The organism is Pseudomonas sp. BNK-7 (assembly GCF_048072025.1).
Lineage (GTDB): Bacteria > Pseudomonadota > Gammaproteobacteria > Pseudomonadales > Pseudomonadaceae > Aquipseudomonas > Aquipseudomonas danubii.
The window spans coordinates 1985107-1997616 of sequence record NZ_CP182252.1; the positions used below are offsets into that span (position 1 = coordinate 1985107).

Here is a 12510-nt window from a genome sequence, read left to right on the forward strand (position 1 = left end):
CGGGCGCCATGCTTTGGCAGCTGACCCAGATGCTGTGGGTCGGCGGCTTATGGCTGTTGCATTTCGGTTTGTTTCCCGTCCTGGGCCAGATTGGCCTTGCTCCCTTGCTGATCGAAGAGATTTCTACCCTGCTCAGTGCTTTGTTGGTGGGCTTTTCGGGGGCGTGCCTGGTTCTGCAGACGCTGGTGCTGATTCAGTCCGAAGGATTGAGAAGTCTTTGGCGGGATATTCGGGGGCAACTGCTGTTGATGGCAATGTATGCGTGCGGCATGTATTTCGCTGTGCGTATTCTGTTGCCTGAAGCTCAACGCTGGCAGTTGTTCAGCTATCTGGTTCTGGGATTTTCCGGCTTGATACTGGTATTGCAGCCGGTGCCAGGATGGGGTGGAAGGGTGCGCCAGGCACACCCTTGACCCGAGTCGACGTCAGTTGAAACGATGGACGTTCGACAATTGCTTGTTTACCTTGGCGTTCTTGCGGTAGATCAGCGCCATCTTGCCGATGACCTGCACCAGATCCGCTTTGCCGGCCTTGCACAGTTCGGCAATGGCTTCCAGGCGCGATTCGCGCTCGAGGATGTTGAGCTTGATCTTGATCAGCTCGTGATCGCTCAAGGCGCGTTCAAGTTCGGCTAGCACACCTTCGGTCAAACCGTTGTCAGCCACAGTCAATACTGGTTTCAGATGGTGGCCAATGGATTTGTACTGTTTCTTCTGCTCTTGAGTGAGCGGCATAATCTGACCCCTGCGTCTGATCTTGTAAAAAGCGGCGGCCAGTTTACCCGAGCGAGTCCGGGACCGCCCAGTTAATCACGACCCGTTTTATTTTGAGGTGGCCCGTGGCCCGTTCCAAAACTAGCCATAACTGGCTGAAAGAGCACTTCAACGACCCATTCGTCAAAATGGCGCAAAAAGATGGGTACCGTTCCCGTGCCAGCTACAAACTGCTGGAGATCCAGGAAAAGGACCGCCTTATCCGTCCTGGCATGAGTGTTATCGACCTGGGGGCTGCCCCGGGGGGCTGGTCGCAGGTGACCAGTCGTCTGATTGGTGGTCAGGGGCGATTGATCGCCTCGGATATCCTGGAAATGGACAGCATCCCCGATGTGACCTTCATTCAAGGGGACTTCACCGAGGATGCGGTGCTGGCGCAGATTCTCGAAGCTGTCGGAAATTCAGAGGTTGACCTTGTGATTTCCGATATGGCCCCCAATATGAGTGGGTTAGCAGCCGTGGACATGCCTCGGGCGATGTTCCTGTGCGAATTGGCGCTGGATCTTGCGGGTAGGGTACTACGGCCAGGTGGTGATTTTCTGATCAAGATTTTCCAAGGTGAAGGTTTTGATGAGTACCACAAGAGCGTTCGGCAGATGTTCGAGAAAGTGCAGATGCGCAAACCGACATCTTCCCGTGACCGTTCTCGGGAGCAATATCTGCTGGGGCGGGGCTTTCGTGGTCGCAGCGAGTAAGTAAGGTTTTTGACTGGGGTGATAGGATTTTCGTATTTCGCCCCGTCAGATTAAACGCATATTGTGTAGTCTAAGTTTCACATAGGGTTACAGACAGCGCCTGCCAGAGCTGTAGGTAATGTAGTAAGTTAGGCCGGTGAATATCATGCGAAGCGCGCGCCAGTAGCGGCGCTTGCTTCAGAGGGTAGTTAATTGAACGACATGGCAAAGAATCTGATCCTTTGGTTGATCATCGCTGCCGTCCTTGTGACGGTGATGAACAACTTCTCCAGCCCTAACGAGCCGCAAACCCTCAACTACTCCGACTTCATCCAGCAAGTTAAGGATGGCAAGGTCGAGCGCGTAGCTGTTGATGGCTACGTTATTACCGGCAAGCGCAGCGATGGCGATACCTTCAAAACCATCCGTCCTGCCATTCAGGACAATGGTCTGATCGGCGATTTGGTGGACAACCATGTCGTGGTCGAGGGCAAGCAGCCCGAGCAACAAAGTATCTGGACCCAACTGCTTGTAGCCAGTTTCCCGATCCTGGTGATCATTGCCGTCTTCATGTTCTTCATGCGGCAAATGCAGGGTGGCGCAGGTGGTAAGGGCGGGCCGATGAGCTTTGGCAAGAGCAAGGCGCGTCTGCTCTCTGAAGATCAGGTGAAAACCACTCTCGCTGACGTTGCTGGTTGTGACGAGGCCAAAGAGGAAGTTGGCGAGCTGGTTGAATTCCTGCGTGATCCAGGCAAGTTCCAGCGCCTGGGTGGCCGTATTCCTCGCGGCGTGCTGATGGTGGGGCCACCGGGCACCGGTAAGACCTTGCTGGCCAAGGCCATTGCGGGCGAAGCCAAGGTGCCGTTCTTCACTATCTCCGGTTCCGATTTCGTCGAGATGTTCGTTGGTGTTGGTGCCAGCCGTGTTCGCGACATGTTCGAACAGGCCAAGAAACATGCTCCATGCATCATTTTCATCGATGAGATCGACGCTGTCGGTCGTCACCGTGGTGCCGGCATGGGCGGCGGTCATGATGAGCGTGAGCAGACCCTCAACCAATTGCTGGTTGAGATGGACGGCTTTGAAATGAACGACGGCATCATTGTTATCGCCGCCACCAACCGTCCTGACGTGCTTGACCCAGCGCTGCTGCGGCCCGGTCGTTTCGACCGCCAGGTAGTGGTTGGCCTGCCGGATATTCGCGGTCGTGAGCAGATTCTCAAGGTCCACATGCGCAAAGTGCCAATGGGCGAAGATGTTGCTCCGGCGGTGATTGCGCGTGGTACGCCGGGCTTCTCCGGTGCCGACTTGGCAAACCTGGTGAACGAGGCCTCGCTGTTCGCGGCTCGTACCGGTAAGCGCATTGTCGAAATGAAGGAGTTTGAACTGGCCAAGGACAAGATCATGATGGGCGCAGAGCGCAAATCCATGGTCATGTCCGAGAAAGAGAAGCAGAACACCGCTTATCACGAAGCTGGCCACGCCATTGTTGGTCGAGTTGTGCCTGAGCATGACCCAGTCTACAAAGTCTCGATCATTCCTCGCGGTCGGGCATTGGGCGTCACCATGTTCTTGCCGGAGGAGGATCGCTATAGCTTGTCCAAGCGAGCCCTGATCAGCCAGATCTGCTCGCTCTATGGCGGTCGTATTGCAGAAGAGATGACGCTGGGTTTTGACGGTGTGACCACTGGCGCATCCAACGACATCATGCGCGCCAGCCAGATTGCTCGGAACATGGTCACCAAGTGGGGGCTCTCCGAAAAACTCGGCCCGCTGATGTATGCGGAAGAAGAGGGCGAAGTGTTCCTGGGGCGCAGTGCAGGCAGTCAGCATGCCAGTTTGTCCGCTGAAACAGCGAAACTGATCGACTCCGAAGTACGCAGCATCATTGATCAGTGCTATGGCACCGCCAAGCAGATCCTCACAGATAACCGCGACAAACTGGACGCCATGGCAGATGCCTTGATGAAGTACGAAACCATCGATGCTGATCAGATTGACGACATCATGGCTGGGCGTACTCCGCGTGAACCTCGTGATTGGGAGGGCGGTTCGGGTACTACTCCTCCAGTAGTGCAAAACGAACGTCCGGAAACACCCATTGGCGGCCCTGCTGCCGACCACTAAGGTTTTAAATGACTTCTGTTCCTTCCTCCACCCGGTTGCCTTGCGGCAACCGGGTTCTTGATTTGGCCCGTGCGCATGTCATGGGCATTCTCAATGTAACCCCCGATTCCTTCTCCGATGGCGGTCGCTTCAGTCAACTGGATGTCGCCTTGCGGCATGCCGAGGCCATGGTTCTTGCTGGTGCTACGCTGATCGATATTGGTGGCGAGTCGACGCGGCCGGGTGCTCGTGCGGTATCGCCCCTGGAAGAGTTGGAGCGTGTGGCCCCGGTCGTGGAGCGAATTAATCGCGAGCTGGATGTGGTTATTTCCGTTGATACCTCGACGCCGGCCGTCATGCGTGAAACCGCTCGCCTGGGAGCGGGGTTGATCAATGATGTGCGCGCACTGCGCCGTGATGGTGCCCTGGATGCGGCGGCCGCTACTGGTTTGCCTGTATGCCTGATGCATATGCTCGGTGAGCCTGGCGATATGCAAGACAACCCGCATTACCAGGACGTCACTCGGGAAGTGAGTGAGTTTTTGGTTGAGCGGATGGCGGCGTGTGCGTCGGTGGGGATCGAGGCTGGGCGGATTGTTCTTGACCCGGGCTTTGGTTTTGCCAAGACCCTGCAGCACAACTTGAGTCTGTTCAAGCATATGGAGACCTTGCATGCCCTTGGGCGTCCCCTGCTGGTCGGGGTGTCGCGAAAAAGCATGATTGGCCAGTCCCTGAATCGGCCTGTGGCCGAGCGATTGCACGGTAGCCTGGCACTGGCGGCACTGGCGGTGACCAAGGGCGCGAAGATTATCCGCGTCCATGATGTCGCCGAAACGGTGGATGTGGTGCGAATGATTGCGGCAGTGGAATCCGCTGAATAAGAACGATGGAGTACTTATGACTAAGAAATATTTTGGCACCGACGGCATTCGTGGTCGTGTGGGCGAATACCCTATTACTCCAGACTTTATGCTCAAGCTCGGCTGGGCGGCGGGCATGGCTTTCCGCAGCATGGGGGCTTGCCGTGTGCTGGTAGGTAAGGACACGCGTATCTCTGGGTACATGTTCGAATCGGCTCTCGAGGCAGGGCTATCTGCTGCCGGTGCAGATGTCATGCTGTTGGGGCCGATGCCAACTCCGGCTATCGCCTATCTGACGCGCACCTTCCATGCGGAGGCCGGGATTGTCATCAGTGCTTCGCACAATCCCCATGATGACAACGGCATCAAGTTCTTCTCGGGTGAGGGCACCAAGTTGCCTGACGAGGTGGAGTTGATGATCGAGGAGTTACTGGATGCGCCCATGACCGTGGTGGAGTCGAGCAAGCTCGGCAAGGTGTCGCGGATCAACGATGCATCGGGGCGCTATATCGAATTCTGCAAGAGCAGCGTGCCATCGAGCACCAGTTTTGCAGGCTTGAAGATCGTCCTGGACTGCGCTCATGGCGCCACCTACAAGGTCGCGCCGAGTGTATTTCGCGAGTTGGGTGCGCAAGTCACGGTTCTATCTGCGCAGCCTAATGGCTTGAACATCAACGAGAACTGCGGTTCGACTCATATGTCGCAATTGCAGGCAGCGGTCTTGGCTGAGCACGCGGATCTGGGTATTGCCTTTGATGGCGACGGTGACCGGGTGCTGATGGTCGACCAGACCGGTGCAATTGTTGACGGTGATGAGCTGCTGTTCATCATCGCCCGGGACCTGCATGAGCGTGACAAGTTGCAAGGCGGTGTGGTCGGGACGCTTATGAGCAATCTGGGGCTGGAGCTGGCTCTGGCGGATCTGGGTATTCCTTTTGTCCGGGCCAACGTAGGTGATCGTTATGTGATTGCTGAGCTGCTTGAGCGCAACTGGTTGGTGGGTGGAGAGAATTCCGGCCATATCGTGTGCTTCCGTCACGCGACCACTGGTGATGCGATCATCGCCGCGCTTCAGGTGCTGATGGCGCTCAAGGCGCGTGGTGAAAGTCTGGCGCAATCACGCCAAGGGCTGCGCAAATGCCCTCAAGTGCTGGTCAATGTCCGTTTTGGTGGTGGCGAGAGCCCGGTTGAGCATCCTGCTGTGAAAGAGGCTTGCGAGCGCGTTACGACTGCTATGGCGGGGCGTGGTCGGGTTCTGCTGCGCAAGTCCGGTACTGAGCCGCTGGTGCGTGTCATGGTCGAAGGTGACGATGAAGCTCAGGTTCGCGCTTATGCTGATGAGCTGGCAAAACTGGTTGCTGAAGTTTCTGCCTGATTTCGGCTTGCCAGTGTTGTTTTGGTTGGGTAACATCTGCGCCCACTTTGACCGACGAGGTACAGCATGCGTCGCCCTATGGTAGCTGGTAACTGGAAGATGCACGGTACCCGCGCCAGCGTCGCTGAGCTGATCAACGGCCTTCGTCATCTGGCCTTGCCAAGCGGTGTTGATGTCGCGGTATTCCCGCCTTGCTTGTATATCAATCAAGTGATTGATGGCTTGAAAGGCAAGTCGATTCAGGTCGGCGCGCAGAACTCTGCGGTGGAATCCATGCAAGGTGCGTTGACGGGCGAAATCGCCCCGAGTCAATTGGTGGACGCAGGTTGTTCCCTGGTGCTGGTTGGGCACTCTGAGCGCCGCATGATCATGGGCGAGCGGGACGCGACGCTTAACCGCAAGTTCGCTGCGGCACAGGCTTGTGGCCTTAAGCCGATTCTGTGTGTGGGGGAGACCCTCGAGCAGCGCGAAGCGGGGAAGACTCTGGAGGTTGTCGGGCGTCAGCTGGGCAGCATCATTGAAGAGTTGGGTGTTGGCGCATTCGCCAGTGCTGTTATCGCTTACGAGCCGGTCTGGGCCATTGGTACCGGACTGACTGCAACACCGCAACAGGCGCAGGATGTGCACGCAGCCATTCGCGCGCAGTTGGCGGCAGAGAATTCTGAAGTGGCACGAGGAGTGCGGCTTCTATACGGCGGCAGCGTGAAGGCGGCCAATGCGGTCGAACTGTTCGGCATGCCGGATATCGATGGGGGGCTCATTGGTGGAGCTTCCCTGAATGCAGATGAGTTCGGTGCGATCTGTCGCGCCGCGGGAAACTGAAAAAATGCTGGAAACAGTCGTAGTCGTTTTTCATCTGCTGGGTGCCCTGGGCGTAGTTGCTCTGGTTTTGCTGCAGCAGGGTAAAGGTGCGGATGCTGGCGCGTCTTTCGGTGCAGGTGCTTCAAATACTGTGTTCGGAAGCCAAGGTTCCTCTACCTTTCTTAGTAAGTTTACTGCTATACTTGCCGCCGGTTTCTTCATAACCAGCTTGGGGTTAGGTTACTTTGCTAAAGAGAAAGCTCATCAGCTGACTCAAGTAGGTTTGCCAGATCCAGCAGTGCTTGAAGTACCAAAGCAAAAACCGGCTTCTGATGATGTCCCGGTGCTCCAAGAGCAAAAGTCGGCCAATAGTGCGACTGACGTACCTCCAGCTCCAGAGCAGAAGTAAGAAGAGTTTCACGCAGTAACGTAGTCTATGCCGAGGTGGTGGAATTGGTAGACACGCAACCTTGAGGTGGTTGTGCCCATAGGGTGTAGGGGTTCGAGTCCCCTTCTCGGTACCAATTGTCAGGAGAGCCCGCGGTTGCGGGCTTTCTTGTAGGTGGAAGGTTACATTGACCCAAAAAGGGATCAGTCGTATACTTCCGCCCCAGCTTTGTCGCGGGGTGGAGCAGTCTGGTAGCTCGTCGGGCTCATAACCCGAAGGTCGTCGGTTCAAATCCGGCCCCCGCAACCAGTTTTAGCGGAGCCCCTTTTCAGGGGCTTTTTGTTAGCTGGACACTTTATAACGCCGCTATTCAACGGCGTTTCCGGGATGGGCGCTTCGCCCATTTTTTATTTGCACAAGCATGCACGAGGGGGTTCAGGTGTCGAGCAAGCTAGAACAGTTGCAGGCCTTGTTGGCCCCGGTGGTCGTGGCCCTTGGCTATGAATGCTGGGGTATTGAGTTTTCGGCTCAGGGTCGCCACTCATTGTTGCGCGTTTATATCGATAAAGAAGGCGGCGTGCTGGTGGACGATTGCGCCATCGTCAGCCGTCAGATCAGCGGTGTTCTCGACGTAGAAGATCCGATTTCCGTTGAATACACCCTTGAGGTTTCCTCTCCTGGCATGGAACGCCCACTGTTCACCCTTGAACAGTTCGCCAAGTATGTCGGTGAGCAAGTGAAGATCAAGCTGCGCTCGCCTTTCGAAGGTCGGCGTAATTTTCAGGGCCTTCTCCGCGGGGTGGAGGAGCAGGACGTCGTGGTGCAGGTGGATGATCACGAGTTTCTGTTGCCGATCGATATGATCGACAAGGCCAACATTATTCCCAGTTTTGACTGAGACGCGGATCCCGCGGATCCAATGGCTTGCGAAAGGCGAGGCGTACGATGAGCAAAGAAGTACTGCTGGTTGTTGAGTCGGTATCCAATGAAAAGGGTGTACCGGCAAGCGTGATTTTTGAAGCGCTGGAGCTGGCCCTGGCCACTGCTACCAAAAAGCGTTTTGAAGACGAAGTGGACCTGCGTGTGGAAATCAATCGCCACACCGGTTCCTATGAAACTTTCCGTCGCTGGACGGTGGTTGAAGAAGCCGATCTGGATGATCCAGCGGTCGAGACCTGGTTGAGCAAGGCTCGTGAAACCCATCCCGACGCTAAAGTCGGTGATGTGATCGAAGAGAAAATCGAATCCATCGAGTTCGGCCGCATCGCTGCCCAGACCGCCAAGCAGGTCATTGTGCAGAAAGTTCGCGAAGCCGAGCGCGCACAGGTGGTTGATGCCTATCGCGAGCGCCTGGGAGAAATCATCTCCGGCACCGTGAAAAAAGTGACACGTGACAACGTGATCGTTGACCTGGGTAACAACGCTGAAGCGTTGCTGGCCCGTGAAGACATCATCTCCCGTGAGACTTTCCGGGTTGGCGTGCGCCTGCGTGCGCTGCTCAAGGAAATCCGCACCGAGAACCGCGGCCCGCAACTGATCCTGTCGCGTACCGCGCCGGAAATGCTGATCGAGCTGTTCCGTATCGAAGTGCCGGAAATTGCCGAAGGCCTGATCGAAGTTATGGCCGCCTCCCGTGATCCGGGTTCGCGCGCCAAGATCGCAGTCCGCTCCAAAGACAAACGCATCGACCCGCAGGGTGCGTGCATTGGTATGCGCGGTTCGCGCGTCCAGGCCGTATCCGGTGAGTTGGGCGGCGAGCGTGTGGACATCGTCCTGTGGGACGAGAACCCGGCGCAGTTCGTGATCAATGCCATGTCGCCGGCTGAGGTCGCGGCAATTATCGTTGACGAAGATGCCCATGCCATGGACATCGCCGTTGGCGCAGACAATCTGGCTCAGGCCATCGGTCGCGGTGGTCAGAACGTGCGTCTGGCCAGCCAATTGACTGGCTGGACCCTGAACGTGATGACCGAATCGGACATCCAGGCCAAGCAGCAAGCAGAAACCGGCGACATCCTGCGCAATTTCATCGACGAGCTGGAAGTTGATGAAGAACTGGCACAGGTTCTGGTTGATGAAGGCTTCACCAGCCTGGAAGAGATTGCCTACGTACCGCTGGAAGAAATGCTCAACATCGACGGCTTTGACGAAGACATCGTCAACGAGCTTCGCGCTCGGGCCAAGGATCGCTTGTTGACTAAAGCCATCGCTACTGAGGAAAAGCTGGCAGACGCCCATCCGGCCGAAGACCTGCTCTCGCTTGAGGGTATGGACAAGGATTTGGCGATGGAACTGGCGGTGCGCGGCGTAATTACCCGCGAAGACCTGGCCGAGCAGTCTATTGACGACCTGCTCGACATCGACGGCATTGACGATGATCGTGCCGGCAAGTTGATCATGGCCGCCCGAGCCCACTGGTTCGAGTAATTAGGCGCGGCCTGAGGAGAGAAGTGCATGACGCAAGTCACGGTGAAACAACTGGCCGATGAGGTCAAAACACCGGTAGAGCGCCTGCTGCAGCAGATGCGTGAGGCAGGTCTGCCGCACACCGCCGCCGAGGAACATGTGAGCGACAGTGAGAAGCAGTCGTTGCTGACTCATCTGAAAAGCAGCCACAAGGCGAAAGTGGAAGAACCACGCAAGATCACTTTGCAGCGCAAGACCACCAGCACCCTGCGTGTTGCTGGCAGCAAGAGCATCAGCGTTGAAGTGCGCAAGAAGAAAGTCTTCGTGCAGCGCAGCCCGGAAGAAATCGAAGCCGAGCGTCAACGCGAACTGGAAGAACGTCGCGCAGTAGAAAATGCTGCTCGTCAAAAGGCTGAAGAAGAAGCCAAGCGTCGCGCCGAAGAAGAAGCGCGTCGCCAGCCTGCTCCGGTTGCCGAGCCTGTTGCTGCGCAAGCTGCTGCAGCCCCTGCACCTGCGCCTGTGGTCGAAACTGTGCAAGAAGCACCGGTGGCCGCTCCGGCACCAGTGGCCGAGCGCAAGAAAGACGAGCAGCGCCGTCCGGACAAGTCCCGCAACGACGACAACCGTCGCAGCGGCGATGGCGAGCGCAAAAACGCTCCGCATCGTGCTTCGGTCAAGGAAAAGGCGCCAGCGCCGCGGGTTGCTCCACGTACCACCGACGAAGAAAGCGATGGCTTCCGTCGTGGTGGTCGCGGCAAGGCCAAGCTGAAGAAACGCAACGCTCACGGTTTCCAGAGCCCAACTGGGCCAGTGGTACGTGACGTGCAGATCGGCGAGACCATCACTGTGGGCGAACTGGCCCAGCAGATGTCGGTCAAGGCTGCCGAAGTCATCAAGTTCATGTTCAAGCTGGGCACTCCAGCCACCATCAACCAGGTTCTGGATCAGGAAACTGCCCAGCTGGTTGCTGAAGAACTGGGCCACAAAGTGACCCTGGTCAGCGACACCGCCCTGGAAGATTCCCTGGCCGAGTCCCTGAAGTTCGAAGGTGAAGCGGTTGCCCGTGCGCCGGTCGTGACCGTAATGGGCCACGTTGACCACGGTAAGACCTCGTTGCTGGACTACATCCGTCGCGCCAAAGTGGCCGCGGGCGAAGCCGGTGGTATTACCCAGCACATCGGTGCCTACCACGTAGAAACCGAGCGCGGCATGGTCACCTTCCTCGACACCCCAGGTCACGCCGCGTTTACCGCCATGCGTGCCCGTGGTGCCAAGGCTACCGACATCGTGATCCTGGTGGTTGCAGCGGACGACGGCGTGATGCCGCAGACCGTTGAAGCTGTTCAGCACGCTCAAGCTGCCGGCGTTCCGCTGGTGGTTGCGGTGAACAAGATCGACAAGCCGGGCGCTGATCTGGACCGCATCCGCAGTGAGCTCTCGGTTCACGGCGTGACGTCGGAAGATTGGGGTGGCGATACGCCGTTCGTACCGGTCTCCGCGAAAATGGGTACCGGTGTCGACGACCTGCTCGAAGCCGTTCTGCTGCAGGCCGAAGTACTGGAGCTCAAGGCGACTCCTTCGGCTCCTGGCCGTGGTGTCGTGGTTGAATCCCGTCTCGACAAGGGCCGCGGCCCGGTAGCCACCGTGCTGGTTCAGGACGGTACGCTGCGTCAAGGCGACATGGTGCTGGTCGGCTCGAACTACGGCCGCGTGCGCGCCATGCTCGACGAGAACGGCAAGCCAATCAAGGAAGCCGGTCCTTCCATCCCGGTCGAGATCCTCGGCCTGGACGGTACCCCGGACGCTGGCGACGAGATGAGCGTAGTGGCCGACGAGAAGAAAGCCCGTGAAGTGGCTCTGTTCCGTCAAGGCAAGTTCCGCGAAGTCAAACTGGCTCGTGCTCACGCCGGCAAGCTGGAAAACATCTTCGAAAGCATGGGCCAGGAAGAGAAGAAGACGCTCAACATCGTCCTCAAATCCGACGTCCGTGGTTCGCTGGAAGCTCTGCAAGGCGCTCTGAACGGCCTGGGCAACGACGAAGTGCAAGTGCGCGTAGTGGGCGGCGGCGTCGGTGGTATCACCGAAAGCGACGCCAACCTGGCACTGGCCTCCAACGCTGTACTGTTCGGCTTCAACGTGCGTGCCGATGCCGGCGCCCGGAAGATCGTCGAGCAGGAAGGTCTGGATATGCGTTACTACAACGTGATCTACGACATCATCGAAGACGTCAAGAAAGCCCTGACCGGTATGTTGGGCAGCGACGTTCGGGAGAACATCCTGGGTGTTGCCGAAGTTCGCGACGTGTTCCGCTCGCCGAAGTTTGGCGCGATCGCCGGTTGCATGGTCATCGAAGGTGTCGTGCACCGTAACCGTCCAATCCGTGTACTGCGTGAAGACATCGTTATCTTCGAAGGCGAGCTGGAATCCCTGCGCCGCTTCAAGGATGACGCGTCCGAAGTGCGTGCCGGCATGGAATGCGGTATCGGCGTGAAGAGCTACAACGACGTCAAAGTCGGCGACAAGATCGAAGTCTTCGAGAAGGTCCAGGTTGCTCGCAGCCTCTAACTCGCGCACTTCAAGAGCCCTGGTGGCCCGCCGCATGCAAGTGCCCGGCGCCTCCTGCGGCCTCTAAACGCAACGCCCGGTCTGGCTCCTGCCAGGCCGGGCGTTTGCTGCTTTCAGACCACACGGGTTTCACCGTGAGGCAGTAACAGGTAACAAGACATGGCAAAAGAATACAGCCGTACCCAACGCATCGGTGATCAGATGCAGCGCGAACTGGCGCAACTGATCCGTCGCGAAGTCAAGGATCCACGCGTCGGCCTGGTGACCATCACCGCCGTGGAAGTCAGCCGTGATGTCGGTCACGCGAAGATTTTCATCACCGTGATGGGCCAGGAAAACGCCGAAGAGATCGCCCAGAGCATCAAGGTGCTGAACTCGGCGGCAGGTTTCCTGCGCATGCAACTGGCCAAGGAAATGAAGCTGCGCAGCGTGCCGCAACTGCACTTCCATTACGACGAAAGCGTGGCCCGCGGGGCACACCTGTCGGCCCTGATCGAGCGTGCCGTGGCTGAAGACAGCCAGCATGGCGACGCGCCTGCCCCTGAAGACGCCAAGGAGTAAG

Annotated in this window: 12 protein-coding genes and 2 tRNA genes; 13 read left to right on the forward strand and 1 reads right to left on the reverse strand. The window is 57.6% G+C overall.

Annotation, left to right across the window (positions count from 1 at the left end; genetic code table 11):
• The first annotated feature begins 8 nt into the window (after positions 1 to 8).
• Positions 9 to 413, forward strand: coding sequence for an MFS transporter (locus tag ACMGF8_RS09155; protein WP_102861081.1), 405 nt, complete (start codon positions 9 to 11; stop codon positions 411 to 413).
• 12 nt (positions 414 to 425) lie between these two features.
• Here ACMGF8_RS09155 and ACMGF8_RS09160 read toward each other — a convergent pair whose 3' ends face one another.
• On the reverse strand, positions 426 to 734 hold the full coding sequence (locus ACMGF8_RS09160; RefSeq protein ID WP_102861082.1) for a YhbY family RNA-binding protein: 309 nt from the start codon (positions 732 to 734) through the stop codon (positions 426 to 428).
• 104 nt (positions 735 to 838) lie between these two features.
• On the opposite strand from ACMGF8_RS09160, the gene rlmE reads away from it, so the two are divergent.
• The 12 genes from rlmE (at position 839) to rbfA (ending at position 12509) form a co-directional block, all read left to right on the forward strand.
• Complete coding sequence (gene rlmE / locus ACMGF8_RS09165; RefSeq protein ID WP_047283886.1) at positions 839 to 1468, forward strand: 23S rRNA (uridine(2552)-2'-O)-methyltransferase RlmE; 630 nt, start codon at positions 839 to 841, stop codon at positions 1466 to 1468.
• 201 nt (positions 1469 to 1669) lie between these two features.
• Entirely contained in the window at positions 1670 to 3574 is a 1905-nt protein-coding gene (gene ftsH / locus ACMGF8_RS09170) for an ATP-dependent zinc metalloprotease FtsH (protein ID WP_102861083.1), read from the forward strand.
• 8 nt (positions 3575 to 3582) lie between these two features.
• Positions 3583 to 4434, forward strand: a complete 852-nt coding sequence (folP, locus tag ACMGF8_RS09175) for a dihydropteroate synthase (protein WP_102861084.1) — start codon at positions 3583 to 3585, stop codon at positions 4432 to 4434.
• 16 nt (positions 4435 to 4450) lie between these two features.
• Positions 4451 to 5788, forward strand: a complete 1338-nt coding sequence (glmM, locus tag ACMGF8_RS09180) for a phosphoglucosamine mutase (RefSeq protein WP_102861085.1) — start codon at positions 4451 to 4453, stop codon at positions 5786 to 5788.
• A gap of 66 nt (positions 5789 to 5854) precedes the next feature.
• Positions 5855 to 6610 carry a triose-phosphate isomerase gene (gene tpiA / locus ACMGF8_RS09185; RefSeq protein WP_102861086.1) on the forward strand — a complete coding sequence of 252 codons (756 nt, stop codon included), beginning with the start codon at positions 5855 to 5857 and terminating at the stop codon, positions 6608 to 6610.
• Positions 6611 to 6614: 4 nt separating this feature from the next.
• Complete coding sequence (gene secG, locus ACMGF8_RS09190) at positions 6615 to 6998, forward strand: preprotein translocase subunit SecG (protein ID WP_015634120.1); 384 nt, start codon at positions 6615 to 6617, stop codon at positions 6996 to 6998.
• A 29-nt stretch (positions 6999 to 7027) separates the two neighbouring features.
• A tRNA-Leu gene (locus ACMGF8_RS09195) sits at positions 7028 to 7113 on the forward strand.
• A 96-nt stretch (positions 7114 to 7209) separates the two neighbouring features.
• Positions 7210 to 7286: transfer RNA gene (locus ACMGF8_RS09200), tRNA-Met, on the forward strand.
• Positions 7287 to 7416: 130 nt separating this feature from the next.
• Positions 7417 to 7875 carry a ribosome maturation factor RimP gene (gene rimP / locus ACMGF8_RS09205; protein WP_041120545.1) on the forward strand — a complete coding sequence of 153 codons (459 nt, stop codon included), beginning with the start codon at positions 7417 to 7419 and terminating at the stop codon, positions 7873 to 7875.
• 47 nt (positions 7876 to 7922) lie between these two features.
• Positions 7923 to 9404 (forward strand): transcription termination factor NusA, encoded by a 1482-nt coding sequence (nusA, locus tag ACMGF8_RS09210; RefSeq protein WP_011059201.1) that lies wholly within the window; start codon positions 7923 to 7925, stop codon positions 9402 to 9404.
• Between the two features lie 27 nt (positions 9405 to 9431).
• A complete protein-coding gene (gene infB, locus ACMGF8_RS09215; RefSeq protein ID WP_060837489.1) occupies positions 9432 to 11948 on the forward strand; it encodes a translation initiation factor IF-2 in 2517 nt (838 codons plus the stop codon).
• Between the two features lie 159 nt (positions 11949 to 12107).
• A complete protein-coding gene (gene rbfA / locus ACMGF8_RS09220) occupies positions 12108 to 12509 on the forward strand; it encodes a 30S ribosome-binding factor RbfA (protein WP_016967778.1) in 402 nt (133 codons plus the stop codon).
• Position 12510 lies beyond the last annotated feature (1 nt).

Excerpts from the sequence above, each read along its gene's own strand:
- tpiA (WP_102861086.1), top strand. The coding sequence starts at position 5,855 with ATGCGTCGCCCTATGGTAGCTGGTAACTGGAAGATGCACGGTACCCGC.
- nusA (WP_011059201.1), top strand. The coding sequence starts at position 7,923 with ATGAGCAAAGAAGTACTGCTGGTTGTTGAGTCGGTATCCAATGAAAAG.
- infB (WP_060837489.1), top strand. The coding sequence starts at position 9,432 with ATGACGCAAGTCACGGTGAAACAACTGGCCGATGAGGTCAAAACACCG.
- ACMGF8_RS09155 (WP_102861081.1), top strand. The coding sequence starts at position 9 with ATGCTTTGGCAGCTGACCCAGATGCTGTGGGTCGGCGGCTTATGGCTG.
- secG (WP_015634120.1), top strand. The coding sequence starts at position 6,615 with ATGCTGGAAACAGTCGTAGTCGTTTTTCATCTGCTGGGTGCCCTGGGC.
- ACMGF8_RS09160 (WP_102861082.1), bottom strand. The coding sequence starts at position 734 with ATGCCGCTCACTCAAGAGCAGAAGAAACAGTACAAATCCATTGGCCAC.
- glmM (WP_102861085.1), top strand. The coding sequence starts at position 4,451 with ATGACTAAGAAATATTTTGGCACCGACGGCATTCGTGGTCGTGTGGGC.
- folP (WP_102861084.1), top strand. The coding sequence starts at position 3,583 with ATGACTTCTGTTCCTTCCTCCACCCGGTTGCCTTGCGGCAACCGGGTT.
- ftsH (WP_102861083.1), top strand. The coding sequence starts at position 1,670 with ATGGCAAAGAATCTGATCCTTTGGTTGATCATCGCTGCCGTCCTTGTG.
- rbfA (WP_016967778.1), top strand. The coding sequence starts at position 12,108 with ATGGCAAAAGAATACAGCCGTACCCAACGCATCGGTGATCAGATGCAG.